This window comes from Planctellipticum variicoloris (genome assembly GCF_030622045.1).
GTDB classification, from domain to species: Bacteria; Planctomycetota; Planctomycetia; order Planctomycetales; family Planctomycetaceae; genus Planctellipticum; species Planctellipticum variicoloris.
In genome coordinates this window covers 1,946,521-1,971,395 of the sequence record NZ_CP130886.1, presented here as the reverse complement: position 1 = coordinate 1,971,395, position 24,875 = coordinate 1,946,521, and the positions used below count along the sequence as shown (strand labels likewise).

General features: G+C 64.5%; 15 protein-coding genes. 11 read left to right on the top strand and 4 right to left on the bottom strand.

Annotated elements, in window-relative coordinates:
• Positions 1 to 117: 117 nt before the first annotated feature.
• Both SH412_RS07785 and SH412_RS07780 read right to left on the bottom strand, forming a co-directional pair.
• Complete coding sequence (locus SH412_RS07785; RefSeq protein ID WP_336522944.1) at positions 118 to 1,932, bottom strand: ABC transporter ATP-binding protein; 1,815 nt, start codon at positions 1,930 to 1,932, stop codon at positions 118 to 120.
• Entirely contained in the window at positions 1,929 to 3,788 is a 1,860-nt protein-coding gene (locus SH412_RS07780; protein ID WP_336522943.1) for an ABC transporter ATP-binding protein, read from the bottom strand. Before SH412_RS07780 ends, SH412_RS07785 begins: the two co-directional genes overlap by 4 nt.
• 333 nt (positions 3,789 to 4,121) lie before the next feature.
• Between SH412_RS07780 and SH412_RS07775 the strand changes: the two genes are divergently transcribed.
• A complete protein-coding gene (locus SH412_RS07775; protein WP_336522942.1) occupies positions 4,122 to 4,475 on the top strand; it encodes a hypothetical protein in 354 nt (117 codons plus the stop codon).
• Between the two features lie 22 nt (positions 4,476 to 4,497).
• Here the strand turns inward: SH412_RS07775 and SH412_RS07770 are convergent, their stop codons facing one another.
• Positions 4,498 to 7,044, bottom strand: a complete 2,547-nt coding sequence (locus SH412_RS07770; protein ID WP_336522941.1) for an excinuclease ABC subunit UvrA — start codon at positions 7,042 to 7,044, stop codon at positions 4,498 to 4,500.
• 383 nt (positions 7,045 to 7,427) lie between these two features.
• On the opposite strand from SH412_RS07770, the gene SH412_RS07765 reads away from it, so the two are divergent.
• The 5 genes from SH412_RS07765 to SH412_RS07745 all read left to right on the top strand — a co-directional run bounded on the left by SH412_RS07765 (position 7,428) and on the right by SH412_RS07745 (position 20,261).
• Positions 7,428 to 7,814: a BlaI/MecI/CopY family transcriptional regulator gene (locus SH412_RS07765; protein WP_336522940.1), complete on the top strand. Its 387-nt coding sequence runs from the start codon at positions 7,428 to 7,430 to the stop codon at positions 7,812 to 7,814.
• Positions 7,811 to 15,037: a M56 family metallopeptidase gene (locus SH412_RS07760; protein WP_336522939.1), complete on the top strand. Its 7,227-nt coding sequence runs from the start codon at positions 7,811 to 7,813 to the stop codon at positions 15,035 to 15,037. The genes SH412_RS07765 and SH412_RS07760 overlap by 4 nt, the downstream gene beginning before the upstream one ends.
• Before the next feature lie 153 nt (positions 15,038 to 15,190).
• Entirely contained in the window at positions 15,191 to 16,141 is a 951-nt protein-coding gene (locus tag SH412_RS07755; RefSeq protein WP_336522938.1) for a mannonate dehydratase, read from the top strand.
• Positions 16,142 to 16,196: 55 nt separating this feature from the next.
• Positions 16,197 to 17,678, top strand: coding sequence for an Nramp family divalent metal transporter (locus SH412_RS07750; RefSeq protein WP_336522937.1), 1,482 nt, complete (start codon positions 16,197 to 16,199; stop codon positions 17,676 to 17,678).
• A 210-nt stretch (positions 17,679 to 17,888) separates the two neighbouring features.
• Entirely contained in the window at positions 17,889 to 20,261 is a 2,373-nt protein-coding gene (locus SH412_RS07745; RefSeq protein ID WP_336522936.1) for a transporter substrate-binding protein, read from the top strand.
• Between the two features lie 16 nt (positions 20,262 to 20,277).
• Here the strand turns inward: SH412_RS07745 and SH412_RS07740 are convergent, their stop codons facing one another.
• Positions 20,278 to 20,637 (bottom strand): hypothetical protein, encoded by a 360-nt coding sequence (locus tag SH412_RS07740; RefSeq protein WP_336522935.1) that lies wholly within the window; start codon positions 20,635 to 20,637, stop codon positions 20,278 to 20,280.
• A 256-nt stretch (positions 20,638 to 20,893) separates the two neighbouring features.
• Between SH412_RS07740 and SH412_RS07735 the strand changes: the two genes are divergently transcribed.
• The 5 genes from SH412_RS07735 to SH412_RS07715 all read left to right on the top strand — a co-directional run bounded on the left by SH412_RS07735 (position 20,894) and on the right by SH412_RS07715 (position 24,781).
• Positions 20,894 to 22,123 carry a flagellar hook-basal body protein gene (locus tag SH412_RS07735; RefSeq protein WP_336522934.1) on the top strand — a complete coding sequence of 410 codons (1,230 nt, stop codon included), beginning with the start codon at positions 20,894 to 20,896 and terminating at the stop codon, positions 22,121 to 22,123.
• A gap of 113 nt (positions 22,124 to 22,236) precedes the next feature.
• On the top strand, positions 22,237 to 22,686 hold the full coding sequence (gene mscL / locus SH412_RS07730; RefSeq protein ID WP_336522933.1) for a large-conductance mechanosensitive channel protein MscL: 450 nt from the start codon (positions 22,237 to 22,239) through the stop codon (positions 22,684 to 22,686).
• 288 nt (positions 22,687 to 22,974) lie between these two features.
• A complete protein-coding gene (locus tag SH412_RS07725) occupies positions 22,975 to 23,529 on the top strand; it encodes an RNA polymerase sigma factor (RefSeq protein ID WP_336522932.1) in 555 nt (184 codons plus the stop codon).
• A 40-nt stretch (positions 23,530 to 23,569) separates the two neighbouring features.
• Complete coding sequence (locus tag SH412_RS07720; RefSeq protein ID WP_336522931.1) at positions 23,570 to 24,061, top strand: hypothetical protein; 492 nt, start codon at positions 23,570 to 23,572, stop codon at positions 24,059 to 24,061.
• A gap of 3 nt (positions 24,062 to 24,064) precedes the next feature.
• Entirely contained in the window at positions 24,065 to 24,781 is a 717-nt protein-coding gene (locus SH412_RS07715) for a hypothetical protein (protein ID WP_336522930.1), read from the top strand.
• Positions 24,782 to 24,875 lie beyond the last annotated feature (94 nt).

Sequence of the window (24,875 nt, the reverse complement as noted above, 5' to 3'; positions counted from 1 at the left end):
CCTATTGTATGCAGCATTCTGCCACAGTGCACCGAGGATCCGGGCGTTCCCGTGCAAACTTCCGGGGAGCGACCTCCCGCACGGAAGATCCGCAACTTTCAGGCCAATCGTCCGGGTTTAGCGGGTCGCCGATGCGAATCGCCGGTAGGCATGGGCGTAGAGTCCCCCCTGCCGGCACAGACTGGCATGGTTTCCGCGTTCAACGATCCGGCCGTGTTCGAGGACGAGGATCAGATCCGCGCTGCGGATCGTGCTCAGCCGGTGGGCGACGATGAAACTCGTCCGGCCGGCGAGCAGGACGGCCAGGGCCCGCTGCAGGCGCTGTTCGGTGGCGACATCGATGCTGCTCGTCGCTTCGTCCAGGATTAAAACCGCGGGGTCCGCCAGCAGGGCCCGCGCGAAACAGACCATTTGCCGCTGGCCCAGGGAGAGCCGACTGCCCCGCTCTCCCACCGATGTTTCCAGGCCGGCCGGGAGCGCCTCGAGGAGATCGAGGCAATCCAGACGTCGACAGACCTCCCGAACGTCGTCGAGAGTGGCTTCCGGTCGGGCGAAGCGGATGTTCTCGGTGACTGTCCCGTGGAACAGAAAGTTCTGCTGCAGGACGAGTCCGAACTGCCGGTGGAGCGAGTCGCCGCGGAGTTCGAGCAGGTCCATTCCGTCGACAAGAATCTGGCCCGACTGCGGCAGATAGAATTTGGCGAGCAGATTGATGATGGTGGTTTTTCCGCTGCCGGTCTGCCCGACGAGTGCCACGCTCTGCCCCGGCGTGACTGAGAACGAGACATCGTGCAGGACGGGACGGTCGGGGTCGTAGCCGAACGTCACCTGCTGAAACTCCACGGCGCCGCTCAGAGGGGGCGCCGGTCGAGCCGACGGGGCGTCGCTCCAGGCCGGTTCCTGGTCGAGCAGTTTGAAGATTCGTTCGGCCCCGGCCATCGCGGTCAGCGCCTGGTTGTACTGATTGCCGAGGACGGTGACGGGAGCGAAGAAGAGATGGGCCACGAAGAAGAAGGCGACCAGTTCGCCGATCGTCAGCCCGGAATCTGGCTGGAGGACCCGCCAGCCCCCCACCACCAGCAACACGGCCATGAAGATCTGGCTGTTGAGCTCCAGCAGCGGCAGGAACAGGCCCTGCGTGTGCGCCACCTGGCGATTGTAGCGGGAGTGATCGCCGACCAGATCCCCGAACAGGCGGGCGTTGGTATCCTGCCGCACAAAGCCCTGCGTGACGCGGATGCCGAGGACCGATTCCGCCAGCGTCGCCGTGACCCGACTGAAGGAATCCCGCATGGCGCGGAGGGTCCGGCTGAGCCGCCGGTGAAAAATGCGGTTGATCGTCCACAGGACGGGGGCCAGTCCCAGCACGATGAGAAAGAGCTGCCAGTCGTACCAAACCATGCACGCTGCGGCGACCGCCATCTGGCCGACCTGGACCAGGCTGACGAACAGGACTTCCTGCACGCCAACTCGGACGTCTTCGATGTCGGAGATCATCCGGCTGATGATCCGTCCGACGCGCGTCCGTTGGAAATCGGCCAGGGTCATCTTCATCAGGTGCGCGAAGATCGCGTTCCGGAGGTCCCCGACGACACTTTCGCCCAGTTCCAGGGCGAGCCGCTGGCGGAAGTGCATGACGATCTGGGTGAAGACAGCCAGCAGAAAGAAGGCCAGAGCGCCGAGCCAGACGCCTGCAGAGTCGCCCTGCTGCACCGGTCCGTTGATGACTGCCGCGACGACCCACGTCAGGCCCGGCAGTTGCACCGATCGCAGCAGCACGCAGAGGAACAGCCAGTTCCGCTGAGCGGCGTAAGGGGCGGTGTAGCCCAGCACGCGGGCGATCAGCCGGAAGTCGAGCGGCCGCTGGTCCGCTTCGGCTTCATCGCGACTGGAGACGCGCGTCAGCGCCGCCCGGGAGGAGACTGTCGTCATGCGGGTCCTTCCGCGGCACCGCAGGGTTCGTCCTCGACGACCTGCATTCTGGCGAGCCGGGCGTAGGCGCCATCGCGGGCCATGAGCTCGCCGTGCGACCCGAGTTCGACGATCCGGCCCCGCTCGAGGACGAGAATCCGGTCGGCGTGCTTCAGCACGCTGACCCGGCCCGACACCAGGAGAGTCGTCCGTCCGCCGAGCGACGTCTCCAGAGCCTGCTGGATCTCGTGTTCGGTTTCGGCGTCGACGGCGGCCGTGGCGTCGTCGAACAGCAGAATGGGGGGGTCGAGCAGGAGCGCTCGCGCGATGGCCAGACGCTGCCGCTGCCCTCCCGAGAGGTTGGAGCCATGCTCTCCGACGAGACTTTCGTAGTTTTCCGGGAGATCCTGAATGAAATCGTGGGCCGAGGCGAGCCGGGCCGCCCGTTCGATCCGTTCGCGGTCGGAGTCGGGCAGTCCGAAGGCGATGTTTGCAGCGACGGTGTTGCTGAACAGGAAGCTCTCCTGAAAGACGAGGCCAATGTTCCGCCGCAGGTCCTGCAGATCGAGTTCGCGGAGGTCGACGCCGTCGATCAGCACCCGGCCGGCGTCCGGATCGTAGAAGCGGGCGATGAGCGACAGGAGGGTCGTCTTGCCGGCGCCGGTTTCGCCGACAATTCCCAGGCATTCCCCGGCGCGGATCTCGAACGACACATCCAGCAGCACCGGTTCTCCCGGAACGTACGCGAACGAGACGTGTTCGAAGGCAATTTCCCCCTGCGACCGCTCCAGCCGCCGGGCCTGCGGAAGGCTGGCGATCTCGACCGGGGCGTCGAGGACTTCGAAGACCCGCTGAGCGCCGGTCAGGCTCGTCTGCACGCTGTTGGCGATATTGATCATCTGGCCGACCTGAGCGGCGAATTCCTGCAGCAGGTTGGCGAAGACGAACAGCCCGGCGCCGAGCGGAAGTTGTCCTTGAACGACCAACCAGCCGCCGTAGCCGATCAGGACGAGCAGGTTGATCTGCGTCAGGAAGCCCATCAGGGGCTGGTAGACGCTGAGCCGGCGGAAGATGTCGTACTTCTGATCGCGGAGGGCCCGGTTGGCGGCTTCGAAGCGCGCCTGTTCGGCAGGCTCCCGGGCGAAGCCCTTGATGACCTGGATCCCCTGCACGCTCTCGGAGAGGGTCAGAATCAGGTTGTCGCCGAGTTCGCTGCTCCGTCTGTAGAGGGGGCGGACCGTGCGTGCGAACCCGATCGCCCCCCACCAGAGGAGGGGAGAGCAGCAGAGGCAGGCCACGGTCAGCGGGACGTGCACCGACAGCATGTAGGCCAGGTAGACCGCCAGCGAGATGCCGACCGTGAGGGTTTTGATCAGCACGCCGTCTATGAAGCTGCGGACGGCCTGCACGTCGCCGGCGACGCGATTGATGATCGAGCTGCTGTCGCGGTCGTCGAAGAAGCGAAAACTGAGTCGCTGGAGTTTGTCGTACACGTCGGTTCGCAGCCGGACGACGATCCGCTGGGCGAGGTCGGCGGTGGCGACTGCGGCGACGAATTTCAACAGGGCATTGAAACACGCCAGCGCCAGGACGGTGCCGGCGACGACTGAAATTGTGGCGAACGCAGACCACTCGGGCGGAGGCGACCAGCCGAGCGGACCGGTCGGAACGGCGTCGCCGGGGGTGAGCCGGTGCCTCAGGACGTCGATTCCGTAGCCGGTGAGGCTCAGTCCGGCGAGGGCCAGCAGGACCAGCAGGCTCTGCAGGACGATGACGCGGAGGCAGGCGACGCGATAGATCCAGCCCAGGCCGATCATCCGGCGGATGAGTGCCCAGTTCGACGGCAGTTGAGAAGACTCGTCAGCGGCGCTGGGCACGGCGGGGGGACTTCTGGAGCTCGCAGTCTGCAGCCGCCCGACTCCGTCGGGGGCCCGCAACTTGGGGAATTGTAGCTCTAGCGGTCGTTTTCCCCAGTGTCAACCGCTGGAGGGGGCTTCTTGAAGGTTTCACGGAACTGGTGGAGAAGGGAGGATTCGGGGGTTGTTCCGCTGCCTTGCGCGAAGTAGCGTGGATGTTGCTGTCGAGAGGCAATTATGGAGAATTGCTTTGGTGACGAGGCATGTTCGTCGAGAGCCCTGTGAGACCGGGCCGGCTGGAACAGCAAATGTGGCCCCGGATGTCTCCCGGCTTGGCCTGCGGAGGAGCGGACTGTGGCATCTTTTCGGTCGGAATGTGTTGCCGAGATTCTGTGGGAATTGAAAAAGATCGACAAGCTGGCGACGTTTTCGGAAATTGCCGGGCGTGCGGGCTTCAAAGCTGGCGTCGACGGCAAGACTCTGGCGACCTGCATCGAGACCATCAAGAAAGACTGGCCGCACCTGCAATGGTGGCGGGCGGTTCCCGACGACTGCGACTTCAAGCGGGAAAGCGATCACGTCCGCACGCTGGAAGAGGCGGGGATCGAGTTTGCGGCGTCGCGCGGTCGGAAGACTGTGGTGACATTTGCGAATCCGGAGTCGGTGCTTTACACGTGGGAGACGCTTGGCGTCGAAGCGGCGTCCTGAGCGGAAAACCGCCCGCGGCAGGTCATGTGCGGAATAATTCATTGCGGAGTGCGCGTCCCGTGGGACTGTCAGGCTGGTGAGCCACGTCCCACGGGGAGCCGACCGCGACGATGGTTCCGCCGCGACTGCCGGAGCCCGGCCCGAGATCGATGACGGTCTGCGCGCGGCGGATCAGTTCCAGGCTGTGTTCGATCGCGACGACTGAATGTCCCGACTGGACGAGTCGGTTGAGGACGTCGACGAGTCGATCGACGTCGAGGGCGTGCAGGCCGGCGGTGGGTTCGTCGAGGACGAACAGCGTGGTTGCGGCGCTGGCTCGCGTGGCGAGTTCGGTCACGAGTTTGACGCGTTGGGCTTCGCCGCCGGAGAGGGTTGCCGCGGATTGGCCGAGGATCAGATAGCCCAGTCCGAGATTGCAGAACATCTGCAGGGGTCGGGAGAGGCGTTCGAAGCTGGCGAAGAAGTCGGCGGCTTCGCGCATGGTCATTTCGAGCACGTCGGCGACCGATTTGCCTTTGAACAGGACGCTGAGCGTTTGGGGGTGGAATCTTCGGCCGCGACAGGCGGGGCAGGGGGTTGACCAGTCGTGGGCGAGTGCGGCGTCAAGTTCGACGACGCCCTGGCCGCGGCACTCCGGGCAGCGTCCGTCCGGATGCAGGAAGCTGAACCGTTGCGGCCCGAAGCCGCGGAGTCGGGCTTCGCGGGTGCGGCTGTAGAGTCGGCGGATCGGTTCCCAGAGGCCGGCGGCGGTGGCGGGGGTTGATCGGGACGTTCGTCCCAGCGGCGACTGATCGACGCAGATGACGCGTTGTAGGGTTTCCCAGCCCTCGAGTTCGCAGAGTGGCGCTGCGGCGGAGCTGCGTGCGCCTAGTTTCTGCTGGAGGGTTGGGACCAGGAGGTCGCGGATCAGGGTGGATTTTCCTGAACCGCTTGGTCCGGTGGTGCAGACGAGCTGGCCGAGCGGGAGGTCGACATTGACTTGTTGCAGGTTGTGACGGGTGGCGTTGCGGATTTTCAGAGCTGGGCTTGGCGGCCGTGGCTCCGGGGGGGCGAGGTGGAGTTGCTGTCGGCGGGCCAGCGCCTGTCCGGTTGGGGAGGCGGGGTTGGCGGATAGTTCGGCGGGCGTGCCGGCGGCGACGACGTGGCCCCCTTCGCGTCCGGCGCCGGGGCCCAGGTCGATCACGTGATCCGCTGCGGCTGTCAGGGAGAGTACGTGCTCCACCAGGACGACGGTGTTTCCCTGCTCCCGGAGCCGGTTGAGCGATTCCGAGAGGCGATGGAGATCAAGCGGATGCAGGCCGGAGGTTGGTTCGTCGAGGACGTAGCAGACGTCGGCGAGGTCCGTCGCCAGACAGCCGGCGAGGCGGACGCGCTGGAGTTCTCCCCGCGACAGCGTGTCCGCTGCGCGGTGCAGCGTCACGTAGTCGAGTCCCAGATGGATCAGCTCGCCGAGACGTCGCGTGACTTCAGGGAGGAGTTGCGCGGCCGCGGTCGTCCAGCCGGGAGCGTCGATCCCCTCCGGGGCAGATGAGGCCTGCCACGTTGCGAGCAGCTCGTGGGCTTCGGACAGCGGCAGCAGGCACAATTCCGGCAGCGATCGCCCGCCAATCCGCACTGCGGTTCCCAGGACTCCGAGCCGGCCGCCTCGGCAGGTTGGACACAGCGTCGGGAGTTCGCCGTCCTCGGAAGACTGTTCGCCGAGTCCGTGGCAGTCGGGACAGGCTCCGTAGGCCGAGCGGAAGCTGAAGAGCCGCGACTCCAGCGGGGGATAGCTTTGCTCGCAGGTTGCGCAGTGGAGCTGGCTGCTGATCAGGCGGTCTTGCCAGCCGTCGGCGGTTTCGACGCTGACCAGGCAGGTTTGCCGGCCGAGCTGCAGCGCGACGTCGAGCGATTCCTCCAGTCGCGGGCGGAGCCCCTCCTTGAGCATCAGCCGATCGACCACGATTTCGATGTCGTGCGTCCGTTGGGCATCGAGCTCCGGGGGAACAGAAACATCAACGATCTCGCCATCGATTCTTGCCCGCACATAGCCTTCGCGGGCGATGCGCTGCAGCGTTTCCAGATGCGAGCCGCGCTGTTTGCGAGCGATCGGCGCGAGGATGAGCAGCTTCGTGCGGTCGGGGAGCTGCAGCAGCCGCTCGACGATCGCCCCCTGCGACTGCGAAGTCACCGGAGTCTGGCATTTCGGGCAATACAACGTTCCGAACCGGGCGAACAGAATCCGGAGCGGGTCGTAGACATCCAGGACCGTGCCGGCCGTGCTCCGTCGACCGGCCTTGCCGAGGTGCTGTCCGAGCCCCAGGACGGGGGGGAGGCCGTCGATCTGATCGACGTCGGGGGCGGGAAGTTCCTGCAGCAGTCCGCCGGCGCTGCTCGACAGACAGGCCAGATACCGCCGGCGGCCTTCGGCGAGGAGCGTCTCCATGACCAGCGAGCTTTTCCCGCTGCCGCTGACGCCCGAAACGACGATCAGTTTTCCCCGCGGGAGATCGACGTCGATGTTCTGCAGATTGTGCATTCGCGCGCCGCGGATGCGAATGGCGTCGACGAACGGTTCGGGCGAAGTCACAGTGTGTCGGAATCCACGAGGAACGGGCGTCAGTCGGAGGGTGGGGTGAGTCTCGCAGCTTGGCCCGGTTTCAGGCAAGCGAGTCGGGGTCCTGCGGGCGCGCGGCAGAACTCGGCAGAAAACTGGAAGCCGGCCGAATTGCGATTGCCTTAGCGAAAGCTTTCGCTAGACTGAGCGTAGCGAAAACCTTCGCTAGATCGCTGACTACGGATGTGAGGCGTGTCGTCATTACTCCGTGGGGGACACTCCGACATCTTCGAAGACCCTCACCCTGGCCCTCTCCCACTGAAGACAGCGGGAGAGGGGACAAGACTCAAAGGCGGACTGCTTCAGAACTGTTGGCAGTAATTTCGCACGTTTTTCCCGCTGCAGGAGGTCAGGTCATGCGCGAACTCGGGTCGACTCAGCCGACGGCGGTCGAGCTGGAAATCCTGCGAATTCTGTGGGAGCTGGAGCCCTGCCCCGTCCGCGAGATTCACACGCGGCTCGCCGAGGCCAAGGGAACGAACTATTCCACCACCGTCAAGATGCTGTCGGTGATGTTGCAGAAGGGGCTGGTGGCCCGGAACGAAAAAGTCACGCCGCACCTTTACCGGTCGGTGCTGACCCGGCAGAAGGCGGCGAAGACGTTTCTGCGCGAGCTGATCGACAAAGTCTACGACGGCTCGTCGATGAGCCTGGTGCTGCAGGCCCTCGCTGGCGGGAAAGCTTCGAAAGAAGAGATCGCCGAAGTCCGCAAGCTGCTCGATGAGATGGAGGGCCAGGTATGAACCCGCTTCTATCGATTCGAGAACTGGCTTCCGATGTCCTCGTCGAACGTCTCGGCTGGGTGCTGGTTCACTCACTGTGGCAGTTCACGCTGATTGCTTTCGTCGCCGCGATTGTCGTGCGTCTGCTCGGTCGCAGTCGGGCTGCGGCCCGCTATACGGTTCTGGTCGGGGCGATGGCGGCCATCGTCGTCGGCCCGGTGGTCACGTGGTTTTTGCAGCCGGAGGGAGTGGCGATCGCGGAGGTTGCGCCGGACGTGGCCGAAGCTCCAATCGCGACCGACGCTGCTCCTGTGGCAGCTCGGATGAATGCTCTCGGCGGCGAGCCCGCCGACGCTGCACTGGCCGTCAATCTCCCGGCCGAGGAACTTCCTGCGACACCGGCGTCGCGAGCAATTCCTGAAGTCCCGGTTGCGGCTCCGCCCCCGCTGACCTGGGCGGAATCGGTTGAGCTGACGCTCCGGCCGTGGCTGGCGTGGATTGTGGTGGGGTGGAGCCTGGGGGTCGTCCTCTGCTCCCTTCGGCCGCTCATGGGCTGGCATGCGCTGTGTCGATTGCGGCGTGTGGGAGTCTCGCCGGTCGGCGAAGAAATCTCCGCGGCGCTGCGGCGCGTCGCCGGGCAGCTTGGCCTGCGGCGAGTCGTGCAGGTTCTGCAATCGAAGCTGGTGCAGACGCCGGTGCTGGTCGGCTATTTCCGCCCGGCGATTCTGCTGCCGGTCGGGCTGGCGACCGGCCTGCCGATTGCACAACTGGAGGCGATCCTGGCGCATGAGCTGGCGCATGTCCGTCGACACGATTTCGTGGTGAATCTGCTGCAGACGCTGGTGGAGACGCTCTGCTTTTATCATCCCGCGGTCTGGTGGCTGTCGCGGCAGATCCGGGTCGAGCGCGAGCACTGCTGCGACGACCTGGTGGTGGGGCTGCTGGGGAACCGCGTCGAGTACGGCCGGGCGCTGCTGGCGGTGGAAGAACTGCGCGGGACGAGCTCGGTGCTGGCGCTCGGGATGGCGGATGGGGTGCTGTTGTCGCGCGTGCGGCGGTTGTTTGGGGGCGACCGGGCTGCGGCCCGCTTTACGGATCGCTGGCCGGCGGCGCTGGTGAGTCTGGCGGGTGTCGGTTTCGCGCTGGTTCTGGGGCTGGTCTGGCATCGGGCGGCGGTGGATGACGGCGAACGACCATCGACACCAGTGATTGCCATGCTTCCGGGCGACATTACGGTCGAACTGGTGGGCGTCAGCTTTCATCCATCGAAGGACAAGACCTGGTGGAAAGCGGATGGCAGTCCGATCGAGAGGCCACGGGGTCTTCGGAGAGGCGGCGGCGAAATGATCCCTGCCTCGGACCGGTATCGCGGGTTCCTGATCGAGGTTCGTGGACTGACGCCAGAGCAGTCTCTAGCGACTGAGTTTTTGGCATCGGGAGGAGGAGCGACGTTTGATTTTGAGGGGCTGCGACGGCACGAGCATGCCGCAGGGCCTTTCCAGTCACAGACGACGACAGTGAAAGTTCGAGTGGCCACGGACCCATTCGGCCCCACGCTGACGATTGACAAGAACGGGATTCCGGTCGGCGGCGCTGAGATTCCGAACGAATTGAAGGCAATCTATGCCCGGTTCGTACCAAAGCAAGTGGCGACCTTCGGGGGATCAACTGACTTGGTCGTGCAAAACAACGGCGAGAAGGATCAGCAGATCAGCGACGTTGCTCGAGTCGATCTCGTGGCCATTGATCTGGACGGCCAGAGACACCAGCCCAACTCGTACGGAGTCCGCGTCGGGGAGTGGAGGTGGGGATTTACGGGGCTGTTGCCTGATCGGATTGACCATTTTGAATACCGCCTGCAGCCATACCGGCACTTTGTGACGTTCGAGAACATCTCGCTGGAGCCGGGACGGAAGACTGAGGTGAAGGTCTCAGTCGAGTCGTTGCCGGAACCGGTGATCGCCAAACTCCCCGGCGACATTGCCGTCGAACTGGTTGGCGTCAGTTCTCATCCGTCCAAGGACAAACCGTGGTGGAAGCCGGATGGCCGTCCGCTGGAGCCGCGGCCGACGCTGGAGGGTGGCTTTTCAGTCATGTCCGGCAGTCCCGAGCAGCCGCGGTGCCGGGAGTTTCTGATTCACATTCGCGGCCTGCCGCGCGAGCACGCCGTCACCACCGACTACGGCCCTGTGTCGGCCGCGACCGGATCGTCGTATTCGAACGGATTGTGGGTTGGCGAGCATGGGGCCGGTCCGTTCAAGTCCGACACGACCTCCGTCCGCGTGGGCCTGACGACCGAACCGTATGGTCCGACGGTGGAGATCGATATCACCGGAACCCGACAGCCAGCGGAACTTCCCGCCGATCTGCAGCCGTTCTATGACCGGATCGTTCCGTTGCGCGTCGAAGAGGTCGACGGCCAGACCGAGCTGATCCTGGACGGCAAGGCGTCCAACAACCTGTTTAAGGAGGCCGCGTGGGAGTTGCACGCCGTGGATGTCGACGGCGAGAAGCATCGCCGTTCGTCGGAGTCCGTTACCCGGTCCGGAGAGCGGCACTTCACGTTCAGGCTTCCGCGGAACCGGATTGCCCGCTTCGAATCCCGTGTCAAGCCGTATCGGCACTGGGCGACGTTCGAGAATGTTTCGCTGGAGCCGGGGCAAAAGACGGAGGTGAAGGTTTCGACGGAATCGCTGCCGGCGCCGAAGCCGGGGCGCTACTCCGCGACGCTGCCGGACGGGGTGAAGGTGTCGTTCGTGGGAATTACGAAGAACACGGCTCCGGCGAAAGAGGGCTGGAGGCCGGATGGATTGCCCCTCGAGGATGTGCCGGAGTGGCCGACGGGGATGGTCCTGTACAGCCGCGGTCCGGGCAATTCGGTGGACGGGAGGTCAAAACCCGCCGATGTCCCGGTGGATGCGAATGCCCGTGATTTTATGTTTGAGTTTCAAGGATTGAAGACTCTGCCGTCGTTCAGTTACGCGCTTCCCACCAACGGAGCCAGCTATTCGCACGATCCGGTCAGGGAACCGTATCGTGTGCGGATCTCGGGACGACTTCGCGATGAGTCGAAGTTCCCTGGCGCCAAGTTTGATCCGCCGGCGGACGAAGTCCGGGTCGGGTTGACCACGGAACCGTGGGGGAAGTGGCTGCAGGTGAGCCCGACGGGGGAGGTGCTCAATCCTCTGACGCCGGGAGATCTGTATCCGGCGAGCTACGCACGAGTTCAACTGCAGCGCGTAGGACCGAGCGAGAAGGATTCACAAAGACTGGCGTTAGTCCTCAGTCAGCCCGTCCGGCGCGATCGCCTGTATGCGTTCGAGATTCGCGGGATCGACACCGAAGGCGGAGAGCACTGGGTCACGAACTGGATCAGCCAGGGCAGCGTCGACGACAGCCCGGTTGAAACGGAATGGGGTCTGGCCCAACCTCTCCCCGCCGGCAAACAACTCGCCCGCTTCGAATACCGGCTGCGGCCGTATCGGCACTGGGTGACGTTCCAGGGGGTGAGTCTGGAACCCGGGACTGAAAGTGACGTGAAGGTGTCGGTGGAGACAGTCCAGGCAACGGCCGACTTCCCTCGCCCCCGACCGGAAGACGTGCGCGGGCTCGATCTTTCCCGGGCGGCCGTGCGGCACTATTCGGAGGCGACGCGGCTGTCGCCCGAGCAGCAGACGCCCGAGCTGCTGGTTCCCGGCTCGGACCCTGCCGAGCCCTGGCGGCGGCCGAAGAACGTGTTCCTGATGCCCCTGGCTGAGAACATCTGGCTGAAATATCCGGCCGGGAGCGGCCACTTCTACATCAACCACCGGCCCGATGGAACCTGGCAGCACGAGCGGATGTACGGGCCGATCGAGGGGGATCCGTTCGAGCTGTTGAATCTGGAGGAGCTGTTCCGCGAGCAGTTGAAACCGGGAGCGACCGGCGGCGATCCGCGCTACCGGCTGACGTTGATGTTCCGTACGGGCGAACCGGAACTGATCCGCCGGGCGTGGCGATTGATCGAACCGGAACTGATTGTCGAGACCACCGGCCCCGACGCGGGAGATCCCGTCGCCGGGTCGGCGGTCCGGTACACGGAGCAAGATCCACGGCGGTTCGAGCGCATCGAGTCGCTGGGGAGAGTTCGCGAGGCGCTGCGCGATGAGGCCGAAGCGTTTCGCAGGCCCGAATTGACCGATGTCGCCGCCAGGATGCGTGAGATTGTCGCCGCGGCCGAAGCGGCAATTGACGCGACCAACGACGCCGTGGCCGACTCGGCGTACGAGTCGGTTACGTATCTGCAGCCGGGGTTGAAGGCGAAGATTCCCGAGGCCTTGTGGGGTCCGCCGCTCGACGGTCTGCGGCTGGGGCTGGTGCCGAGTGACGGTATTGACTGGAGCAAGTGGCAGCAATTGCCGACCGACAAGCCATTGCCAACGCACATCACGGCGCTGTCGGGGGACGAATTGCAGTATCTGGTGGTGGTGGAGAATGTCAGCGACCGCGAGATCAAGCTCAGCGGATATGTCGTCGGGCAGGAGATGGCCCGCGGCCTGGAAATGCTCGACCAGCATGGACGACCGGTCGACATTGAAAACTTGCACGCTTCGACTCTGCACATTCGCAGCTACTGGCGGCTGAAGCCGGGCGAGCGTCAGCTTCTGACGATGCCCGCGGTGAATCTGACTTCCGCCCCGGTTGACCCGGCGAAACGGCGACTCGGATATTCGGTCAAGGCGGTCCCGGGGCATCACACGATGCGGTGCACAATTCGCTTCGGAAACCTCGACAACGAACGTCATCGCTACGTGCCGGGGAAAAGCGAGTGGATTGGCGAGTTGTCGACGGGGGAGCAGAAAATTACGGTTGTCGAACGGGTGCTCGACGCCGGAGAAAAACCCGCTGCCGATCAAAGCGTTTCGCTGGTCGACGCCGTGCGCGACTTCAATGTGGAAAACAAGCAGCGAGGTCGCGGCCAGGAGCAGCCGCCGCTGACCGAAGAGGAAGTCGTCGCGGCGATTCAGCGGAGCGACTGGAAGCGGGACGCAAAGGACGTCAGCGAGCGGGAGTTCGCGGCCTTCAAGGCCGTCGCGAAGTCTCGCCGGCTGCCTGAGGGGGCGAAACTCGAAGTGCTGACCGGCGTCCAGTCGGACGCTTTCACGACGAGCCGGCTGTGGTCGATCCGGCTGATCATGCCGGCGCTGGAGCGGGCCGGGACGGTCGGTTTTTCGATCCGTCACACGGTGCTCGGCGAGGAAAAGATCGATCCGGAGCAGGTGGCGTGGGGCAAGCCAGATGCCGATGGCTTGTCGCTGGGCCTGTTTCTGTCGCCGCGGAAGGCGCAGTACCAGATTGGCGATCGCGTGCAATTACGGCTGTTCGTCCGGAACGAGGGGCGGAAGGCGATTGACGACCTGACGTTCATGAACATCACGTGGCCGGTGATTGAAGATTTCACGGTGATCGATCAGACGGGAGCCAGGGTTGCCGTGCGGAACGGGCATGAAGAGTGGTCGGGGCCGCAATGGATTGCCGGCGCCATCAAAAGTGGGCTTGAGGCGGGGGAAGCGTACGCGCTGCGCGTGCCGTTTGAGATCGGGATTGGGGGGGAAGTCGACAAACCGGTCGGCCGGATTCTCGATGCGAAACCGGGGCAGACGTTGCGATTGCGAGTTCGCGCGGCGAATGGTTCGGAGCGGATCCGAGCGGCCGATGAGCCAAAGCCGGAATCGGGGGAGGTGACGTTGACGGTGCAGACTCAAACGGCTGCCATCGACGACGCGAAGAATCCGTCAGACCGCCCGGCCGCCCCGCCTCGGGCGACCCTCACCGGTCGGTTTGTCTACGAGGGCGAAGCTCCGCCTCGCAAGGACGCGTGGCCGCAGTTCGCGGAGATCGACGTCACTCAGCGGCAGCCGCTTGGGCCGGATGGTCGGTTTTCCGGCGTCGAAGCGACCTATCGGAACTTTCTGAAGCACAACATCCGGCCGAGCACGCTGGATTCGTCGCTGCTGGTCGACAAATCGGGCGGCGTCGCCAACGTCGTGGTCTGGGTCACGAGCAAAGACGTTCCCTGGACGCCGCCAGCGGATCTGGCGCAGCGGCCGGTGACGATCCGGCTGCAGGACGGCCACTTCTCGCCGCGGATGACTGTCGCGACGGTCGGGCAGCCGGTGGTCGTCGAGAACCTCGATCCGGTGCCGTTCAACTTTCATGCGGAGTTCTCGCGGGCGCTCAACAGCCCGGTGAACATGCTGTTGCCGGCCAAGTCGGACGAGCAACCGCCGCCGATCAGCTTCCGGGCGGCAGAGCCGTACCCGAGTCGTTTTCGCTCGGACCTGGGTCCCTGGGCCGGCGGCTTACTGATGATTCACGGCAATCCGTACGTGGCGGTGAGTCAGGCGGACGGCTCGTTCACGCTGCCGGAGCTGCCGCCGGGCGAATGGGAGTTCCGTGTCTGGCACGAGCGGGCGGGTTACGTGCGGCACTGGCCGCAGGGGCAGTTCAAGCGAGTGATCGCCCCTGGCGGGAATGACCTGGGGACAATCGTGCTCATGCCGGAGGTTTTCGGGGTGAAAGTCGCGGTGACCGGGCCGCCGCCGATCAAGCGAGAACAGATTGGCGAAGTCGGCGGCAAGCCGGTCTTTCGCGATGAAGTCACCGACGCGACGCTGCACAACGTCTTTCTGGGGGCGGCTCTGGAGCGGTATCGCGAGACGCACCAGGCCGAGATTGCGCCGACGGAGGCGGAAATCCAGGTGGCCGGGGAGTACTTCGACCGCAAGCATCGCGAGCGCCTTGAGGCGGCCGGGGGCGAGGCGAAGCTCCGCGAGCAGATGCGGACGATCGAGACGCAGCTTGCGACTCCTGGACTGCCAGAGGAAGACCAGCAAAAGCTGGAAATGGATCACCGCCGCCTGAGAAGCCAGCTCCGGCTCCCTTCCGACGACGGTTTCGCCCGGTTCGCGCTCAACAACTGGAAGTTGCAGAAGCACTTGTACGAGAACTACGGCGAAGGTCGAATTCTTTGGCAGCAGGCAGGCCTGGAAGCGTTTGACGCCATGCGACGCTGGATGGAAGCGCAGGAGAAAGCGGGCGTTTTTAAGATCACGGATGCCGCCTTGCGGGCCAGGCTCTACGAGTACTGGACTCGGGACCACGGCCCGTTTCTAACGGCGGACAAGGAGCGAATCCGGAAGGAGTTTCTGGAACCGGAATGGCTCGCGCCGACACCGGCCAAGGAATCTCCGTCAGCCGACTGAGCGGGAAGGCGCGAGGGGGTGGGTTGCGTCGTCAGGGCGATGAATCGCTGGCCGAAGCGTTGCGAATGCTCCATACTGCGCCGCAATGGTCGGTCTCGTGGCGCGATGCGCTGGGGCGACTCCTGTTTTTCGCTCGCGCTCTGAGGAGTTTTCATGCGTCTCGGAACGGTGTTGACGCCGGTCACCGATGAGAATCTGCAACTGGCGGCGCAATGCGGCGTGACCGATCTGGTCGCGCGGTATACCGATCTGAGGGCGCGCGGGTTGCGGACGATTCAGCGACAGGCCGAGGCGTTTGGACTGACCGTGCCGGTGGTCGAAGGGTACCTGCCGATCGAGCGACTGAAGGTGGGGACCGACGACGGGACCGACCTGGCCGCGATGAAAGACCTTCTCAAGGAGATGGGTGACGCGGGGGTCAACCTGCTCTGCTACAACTTCATGGCGGGGACTGACTGGGTCCGCACGCAGATGGATGCGCCGGAGCGGGGGGGCGCGCGGGTCACGGCCTTCCGGCTGAAGGAGGTCGAGCAGGCGGTCTCACTCAATTCGTCGACGACTGTCACTGCGGCCGGTCGGGTGACGGCGGAGCAGCTCTGGGGGAACCTGGAACGTTTTCTGAACGAGCTGCTGCCAGTGGCGGAGCGGGCGGGGGTGGATCTGGCGATGCATCCCGATGATCCCCCGCTGCCGGAACTGCTGGGTCGGGCGCGGATCATGAACTCGGTCGAGAGTTTCGAGCGGCTGATCGGTCTTGCGCCGAGCCCGCGAAACGGGATCTGTTTCTGTCAGGGCTCGTTTGCGACGATGAACGTCGACATTCCGGCGGCGATCCGGCGCTTGGGGCCGCACATCAAGTACGTTCACTTCCGCGACGTGGCGGGGACGCCCGAAGACTTCCGCGAGACCTTTCACGACAATGGCCCGACCGACATGGCTGCGGCGATGCGGGCGTATCGCGAAATCGGCTTCGCCGGGACGCTGCGGCCCGATCATGTGCCGCAATATGTCGGCGAAGAGGGAGAACCGGGCTACACCATGCTGGGCCGGCTGTTCGCGTGGGGGTATATTCGGGGCCTCATGCAGGCGACCGAGGCCCGTTGAGCCTGGGTAGGTCCGCACTCCCCCTCTGAATGACCTCCAGCGAAGTGACAACCTGATGACGGACTCTTCCGCCGGTGCTCCCGGGGCCGATCACGGCTGCCTTCCTCCGTGGCGCGTCGCCGACCTGCCGGAGCCGCTGCCTCTGACGTTTCGAAACACGCTGAAAACGATCGGCCCGGGGGCGATCCTGTTGGCCGGTTCGATCGGAGGCGGGGAGTGGATTGTGGGACCGCTGATGGCGGTCAATTACGGGCCGGGGATTCTGTGGATTGCGACGATCGCGATCATTCTGCAATCGCTGTTTAATCTCGAAGCGGTGCGGTACACGCTCTACACGGGCGAGCCGATCCTGACCGGCGTCATGCGGCTCAAGCCCGGCCCCGCGCTCTGGGCGCCGTTCTACCTGGCGATCGGGGCGGCCCAGCTTGCAACGCCGGCCATTGCGGCGGGCTGCGCCACGGTGCTGTTCTCGGCCTATGCGCGGCGGATGCCTGCCAATGCCTCCACCGTTCAGGGAGCGCTGGATACGCAGGCGATGAACTGGATCGGCATTGGCGTCATCCTCGTCTGCGTGGCCATTCTGCTCTCGGGCAAGAGCATCGAACGGGTGCTGGAGCGGCTGTCGTGGATGATGATCGGGTTTATCTTTGTCTTCCTGCTGATCGCCAACCTCCTCGTGGTTCCTGCGGAGATCTGGTGGAGCACGATTCGGGGGTTCTTTGAGTTCCGCGCGCTGCCGGCGGGGATGAACATTGTGCTGCTGGGGTTGTTCGCGGCGACGGCGGGGTCGGGCGGGCTGGGGAATCTCGCCATTTCCAACTGGTTTCGCGACAAAGGCTTCGGCATGGGCGCCCTTTCCGGAGGGATCGGCAGCGCCCTGGCGCACGGGCACCAGGAGCTGCAGCCCACAGGCGCCGTCTTTCCGCCCACTCCTGAGAACATGCAACGCTGGCGCATCTGGTGGGCGTATTCGCGGATCGACCAGCAGCTTCTGTGGGGCATTGGTTGCGCGGTCGGCATGTTTCTCAACGTGAACCTGGCCCGGGCCATAGTCGGCAGCAATCAGATTCAGAAGGAGGAACTGGGGGTGTTCCAGGCTCAATACCTGTCCGACCATGTCTGGCAGGGGTTGTGGCTGCTGACGCTGCTGAACGGATTCTGGATTCTGTTCTCGACGCACCTGGGCAACACCGACTGTTTGATTCGCACTTCCGCCGACATTCTGTGGGGGGCATCACCGCGGTTTCAGAGGTGGCCGGCGAGTCGAATTTATGCCGTGCTGCTCCTGCTCGTGACGGCCTGGGCGGTGTTTGCGATCCACCTGGGGAGCGTTCTGCAGCTATTCGCCGTGCTGGGAATCGTTGCCAGTCCGATCATGGCCGTGGCGGCGATCCAGATCCTGCGGGTGAATACCCGCTTCCTGCCTCCCGAATGCCGGCCTGCCTGGTGGCGGCGCTGCGCTTTGGTGCTGGCGGCGATCGGCTACGGCGGCATCAGCCTGGCCCTGATCGCCAACGCGGCGGGGTACAAGTTCTAGAGCGTGCGACATCAGAAATGCTGTCTGGGGACAAACTCCCCGCCAGACATGGCATCTGCTAGAATCTTCGATCTCGCAACTAACGTCTCATCAGAGACTTACACTGTCACGAAACGGGTTTGCCGCGGCCTTGCGGAACCACTCCGCGCGATTTCGGTTCCTGTGCCATACTTCATGTGACCAAATCCGTCACGTGAATTGAGATCTGGAATGACCAGCGACCCCCTCCCTCGCCCTCGGACGCCCGAACTGCCGTCGGCTGAGGAAAACAGCCGGACGTTGATTGCGCCCGGATTGAACACGTCGACGGCTGGGGCAGGGGCGGGGCAGCCGACGTCGGCTTCTGCGCCAGCAACTCTCAAGAGTCGGCTGGGGAGGTACGAGATCCGGCAGTTTCTCGGATCGGGGGGGATGGGGGTCGTCTGCCTCGGACATGACACGGTCATCGAACGCGATGTCGCGATCAAGATCCTGCCCGATGCAATTGCCAATGATCCGGAAATCAAGGCTCGCTTTGTCGCTGAGGCCCGCGCCGCCGGGAAGCTGACGCACCCGCATACGGTCGGCATCTACGAAATCGGCGAGGACGAGGGGACGAACTACCTGGTGATGGAATACGTCGGCGGCGGGAACCTCGCCGACGAGATCTCGAAGCGCGGCGCGCTGCCCGTGCTGGAAGCGACGCAACTGATGGCAGATGCGACGCGCGGAGTGGCGGCGGCTCATGCCGCGGGATTGATTCACCGGGACATCAAGCCGGCCAATCTGCTGCGGTCGACGGACGGCGTGGTCAAAGTGGCCGATTTCGGGTTGGCCAAGGGAGGCGTCCACGACCTGCAGCTCACGCAGGCCGGACGGGTCGTCGGCACTCCCTACTACATGAGTCCTGAGCAGTGCCAGTCACGGCCGGTCGATGCGCGCAGCGACGTCTATTCGCTGGGAGCGACTTACTTCAGCCTGCTGACCGGACAGAGTCCGTATCAGTCGGCGGGGAGTTCGATGCAGGTCATGTACGCGCACTGCCATTCGGCGCCTCCGAATCCGCGGTCGATCAATCCGTCGGTGCCCGACGCATGCGCCGCCATCGTGCAGAAGGCGACGGCGAAGCTGCCCGAAGATCGCTACCAGTCCGCCGATGAGCTTCTGGCCGATCTGGAAGCGGTGATCGCGACCCTGTCGGGAGCCGGGCAGATCTTCCTGCCGAGCGGGGCCGGAAGTCGGCTGGGCCTGCCGGCGACGCCGGTCGCGTCGCCCGCTCGCAGCGTCCCCACCGCCTGGCTGCTCACGGCGTCGGCCTGCGTCGTGCTGCTGGCGGGGGGACTCTGGCTGCACCGCATGCGGGGCGACGGAGCCGCGGCAGGTGTGAATGGAGCTGCAGGCGCAGGCGCCGCGGTCGTTGCTCCGACGGGACTGCCACTGCGAGTCGGGGTGCTGCACTCGCTCAGCGGGACGATGGCGACGAGCGAATCCCCGGTCGTCGACGCCGTGCAACTGGCGATCGGAGAGATCAATGCCGCCGGCGGTCTGCTGGGGCGTCCGGTGGAAGCGGTGGTGGCCGATGGCCAGTCGGACGAAGAAGTCTTCGCCCGCGAGGCCCGCCGGCTGATTGAAAACGAGGGGCTGGGGACGATTTTCGGCTGCTGGACGTCTGCGAGCCGCAAGCGAGTGGTGCCGCTGATCGAAGAAGCCGGTCATCTGCTGATTTATCCGCTGCAGTACGAGGGTCTGGAGGAATCTCCGCAGGTCTTCTACACGGGGGCCGCTCCGAATCAGCAGATCCTCCCCGCAGTGACCTGGGCCGCTCGGGATCTGAAGAAGACGCGGTTCTTTCACGTCGGATCCGACTACGTGTTTCCGCGGGCCGCCGGCGAGATCATCAAGGATCATCTGAAGGGGCTCGGCGGCGAGCTGGTCGGCGAGGCCTGGCTGCCGCTCGGAACGGCAGAGGTTCAGGAGGTCGTGGCACAGATCGTCGCGTCGAAGCCGGACGTACTGCTCAACACGATCAACGGGGACACCAATGTGGCGTTCTTCCGGGCGCTGCGCAAGGCGGGTGTGACGTCGGAGATGATGCCGACAATCTCGTTTAGCGTGGGTGAAGAAGAACTGCGGCACCTGCGCGTCGGGGACATGGTCGGCGATTACGCCGCGTGGGACTATTTTCAGTCGATCGACACGCCAGAGAACGCGGCGTTTCTTGAGGCGTTCCGGGGGCGATTCGGAGCTCAGCGACTGGTGACCGATCCGATGGAAGCTGCGTACATCGGCGTCAAACTCTGGGCGCAGGCGGTCCGGGAGGCGGGCAGCGACGCGCCGAATGAAATTCGCAGGACACTCAAGAATCAGCGGCTGTCGGCGCCGGAGGGGCCGGTTCGCGTCGATCCGGCGACGCAACATCTGATCCGCTCGGCACGGATCGGCCGGATTCAAGCCGACGGCCAGTTCGGGATTGTCTGGACGTCTCCCGAACCAGTGATCCCCCAGCCCTTTCCCGCCACGCGGACGACCGTGGAATGGCGCGGATTCCTCACCGATCTGCAGAACGGCTGGGACGGGAAGTGGAGTGCACCGTCGGAACGCTGAGATGTGATTGCGACCGTCAACGACGGGGCGATTCGGGGGACTTGGGAATGACTCGCTGATCGTTCAGCAGGATGATTTTGGCGCGGTACTTGTCCGCCGGGTCGTCTTCCAACGGTCGTTGGGGTGATGGTTGTCGGGGAACAAGCCCCGGGGCCGGAAGGTATCCACCCGCTGGAAAAACGGCTCCGTCAGCCAGCAGGCGCATCTGGTTTTCGAGTTTCGCCAGACGCTTTTCCAGCGATCGAACCCGCTCTTTCAAGTAGAGATTCTCGGCATTTTCGGCATCAGCCGGATCGGTGCCGAACAGGGGGAGCGCTGTCGTTCCGACGAGCGCAACCACCAGCAGAGCGGCCATGGATGTTCGGCTCGGCAACATCGGTCGATTCCTGTTGGCGATGGATGGCAGACAACCTGTCGCGGGCGACAGCGACAGTGGATCGATGTTTCCCATGCTTGAAATTTTTCGTCAAGGTCAACCCGGGCGCCCCGGCGCGAACCGGGGAACCTTCGTCGGACCAAGGCCGGCTTGTCCGGAGTCATTTTTTGCGATAAGGTCTCCGGCATTCCGGAATTGCGCTGCGGGCACGAGGCTCGGCGTCCGGATGTGGACGATTGCCGAAGGAGACGGCTCGATGCGGACAGGGATGTCGTGGTGCGCCGCCGTATTGATGATCGCGGCGCTGGTCGCTGGACATCGTCAATGGGGACGTTCCGCCTCTGCCGGTCCTCCCGGCGCACTCCCCAAGGGGGAGTTCTCGGTTCCGTTACGAGCGGTTCCCCTTCGCGACCGCGCCCTGAAGGGGATAGCGGCGGACGACGACGTTTCACCGCAGGAGCTGCGGCCGCAGCGTCTAGCCCCCCGATCGAGTCCTGCTGACGAGGCTCAGATTCGCGCAATCATCGAGCAAGAATTGAGCGACGCTCCCCAGGAAGAGCGAGACATCTTCTTCGACCAGCTCAAGGCGCTGCCCGCAGTGATGGTGCGGGATATGCTGAACGTCAGACGCCAGGTCGGATCCGCGCAGGAGAACTCGCCACTGTTCGCGCCTGCGCCCGAACTGGCAATGCCGTCTCCGCTCGCGCCGGGACCGCCGTCCTACCTCACAGAGCCTGCGCCGGTCCGGCCGGGTCGTCAGGTGGCCTCACTCGACAGTTCGGCGGAGACATTGCGAGAAGCGATTCAGTGGCACCGGCACAACTTACTCAACAGTATGACGCCGGGGTTCCGCCGGGTGCGTGTGCTGCTGGTCGATCGGACGAGCTCCGGAGAATCGATCCAGCCGGGAATTGAGCTGGCGCCGCCGGTGCTGGACGTTTCGCCGGGAGACGTCGAAGAAACCGGGCGTCCGCTCGACATCGCTCTGGCGGAATCCGCCTGGCTGGCCGTTCGAATCGATGGAGCGGAGCGATTTACCCGGTGCGGCGCGCTGCTGATCAATGGCGACCGGCGCCTGGCGACGGTGGCTTCTGCGGGGCGAGCCACGCTGCAGCCCGAGATTCTCATCCCCGAAGGAGTCGAGCAGGTGCTGATTGAACCTGACGGCCGGATCAGGGGATCGATGGCCGGCGCCAAACCGCAGGTGCTGGGACGGCTGCCGCTAGTAACATTCGTCGCTCCGGAACTGCTGCAGCCCGTCGGCGGGACGCTCGTGGCGGCAACGGCCCGGTCGGGAACGCCCAGCCCGGCGGCGAGCGCGGATGGCGGAGATTGCGAACTGGTCGTTCCGCTGTGCCTGGAGCTGTCGAATGTCGACGTGGACCTGGAGCGGAATAACATTCGCGTGCTGACGGAGCAACTCGAAGCGCTCGCCGGGCCGACGCATCCGCTGGCGGCCGGCAACTCGAATCGCACTCAACAATAGGGTCTTGGCGCGGGATGGCCAGCCGGCGTTCAATCTGGAAGAAATGATCGCTGCCGTCGCAGCGGTTCGGGACCGAGCCAGGTCGGGCACAGAGCAGAAAACGGAGCAGAACCATGGGGATGATCTCGGAGTTTCGCCAGTTCATTCAACGCGGAAACGTCATGGACATGGCGGTCGGCGTGATCATGGGGGCCGCCTTCGGCAAGATCGTTAACTCGGTTGTCGCCGACGTGATCATGCCGCCGATCGGCTATCTGATTGGCGGCGTCAACTTTCGGGATCTGAAGTACACGTTGCCGAAGATCGGCGTTCCCGTGCCGAACCCGGAGAAACCGGGGGAAATGATGACCGCCACGCTGCCGGAGACGGCCATCACGTACGGCAACTTTCTGCAGACGACATTCGATTTTCTGATCATCGCGTTCTGCATTTTCCTGCTGATCAAAGGGATGAACCGACTGAATGCGAAGAAGGCCGAAGAGCCTCCCAAGCCGGCCGAAATGCCGCCGCAGGAAAAGTTGCTGATGGAAATCCGCGACCTGCTGAAGGCTCAGTCGGAGTGAGAGTTGAGAGTTGAGAGTTGAGAGTCGGAAAGGCTGAGGCGGCCGTTTTCTGGCGATCCGCGATCCGCAACAAGCGATCCGTGGCGTGCACTGGCCGATTGCTGCTCGGGATTCCATTTTCTCGCTTCTTTATCTTGGACTGAGACTCCCGCTGGCGGAGTCGTGGCGTTCCGCGGACGATGACGGGCGGCTTCGTTGAGAAACTGCCGACGGGTCGGACTTCCGGAGAATAATCCGGTTGCCGGCCGCATCGTTCTCGATGTCAGACGCACACCACGGGAGCGAGCCTTGACGGAATCAGACTGCGGTCTGCCGGACGAGCCCGCTGCCGGTGCGCCAGAACGTCTGACCCCACAACGAGTTCGGGAACTGCACGACCTGTGGTCGGGCGAAGTCCGGGCCTTTCTGTGGGGGCTGACCCGCAACGGCGAACAGGCGGAAGAACTGCTGCAGGTGACGTTCGGTCGGCTGGTGGAAGCCGGCCATACCGCACGCGACGAATCGATCCGGGGCTGGCTGTTCCGGGTTGCCTATAACGAGACAATGCTCTGGCGACGGCGGACAGGAGTTCAGGAGCGAGGGCTGCGGAAAGTCGCTCCGGATGCCAAACAACACGAAGACGGGGTCCCTTGGGCCGGTCTGGTGCGATCTGAAGAGGCGGATCGCGTGCGGCAGGCGCTGGCGACCCTGCCGGCGGAACAGCGACGGGTTGTGGAACAGCGGATTTACGAAGAGAAGACGTTTGCCCAGATCGCCGGGGATCTGCAACTCCCGATCGGAACGGTGCTGACGCGAATGCGTCTGGCTCTGAGCAAACTGCAGCAGCGATTGCGGGACGAATAGCGGGGCCGGAGACTGGCCCTGCAGGCGGGAGACCAAGGCGATGACCGATTCCATCGAGGATCTGAACTGGCTGGCTCAGCAGTATGTGCTGGGAGAGCTCGGCGCGGAGGCCGTCGAGGCGTTTGAGGCCCGGTTGGCCGACGACGAAGAGGCAGGGGCGGCGCTGGCGCGGGCGGTGCAGCTTGTCACCGTCCTTCGCACCGGCCGGGCTGTGCGCGTCGAGCGTTCGACTTCCCGCCGAGGCTGGCGACGCCTGGCGTATGGACTGGCGGCCACGGCCGCCGCGGGAGCAGTCGTCTGTCTGGCGCCGCGCACCGCAACGGAATCGCCGGAAGAGATGGCCGCGGTGGCACCGCAGCGGGCTCTGGAACTGGTTTCGCGGTGGCGAGACGCCCGCCCCGAATCCGTATCGGGGAGCGACCGCTGGAACGAAGAGGAACAGGACGTCTGGGATGACGTCCCGAACTGGCTGATGGCGGCGGTGTCGCTGGAGGCTGGCGGCGCGACGGAAGATCCCGTGCAGGAGAACTGATTCGTGCAACGTCTCCTCTGGCTCATTCTGCTGGCGTGTCTGACGGCGGTCCCGCCGGGGCTGACGGCGCAAGAATCGTCCAAGTCTCCGGGCGGCAAATCGCCAGAAAAGAAGTCGCCGGAGAAGGAAAAGGCGAAAAAGGAGACCGCCCGGCGTGAGACGGCGACGACATTGCCGTCCGACCGGGAGCGGGCGGCGCGCAAGTTCGCCGAAGAACACCACCCGGAACTGGCCAAACTGCTGAAACAGCTTCAGGAGAACGCTCCGAGGGAGTATGCCGACGCGGTCGCCGAGCTGGACCGGACGCGGGACCGGCTGGAGAAGAATCGCGAGCGGCAGCCGGAGCGTTACGAAGCGGAACTGAACGAGTGGAAGCTGACCTCGCGAATCCGGCTGACTTTGGCGCGAATGGCGATGAATGACGATCCGCAGCTCGAATCGGAGTTACGTGCGATGGTCCGGGAGCGCCAGGACCTGCGACTGCAACTTCTGAGAACGGAGCGGGATCGAATCGAGAAACGCCTGGACAAGATCCGGAGCCTTCTCGCGGATGCCGAGAAGAACCCCGACGGGGCCGTCGACCGGGAGTTGGCGAGCCTAAAGAAGGGGATCCCGGCCGCGCAGGCGCGGGCCAAGACGAAGCCGAAGGGGAGCAAGGGGGGAGCCAGCTCCGCAGTGGCCAAGCCCGCGGGGGCCGAACCGGAAAAAGGGCGGAAGTGAGAGAATAGACGGGCCGCTCTGCGCGTCGTTCTCTCGTCCCAGGTCTGAATGCAGCAGTCTGAACGCGGTGTGCAAGGATTTGCAGAATATGAAC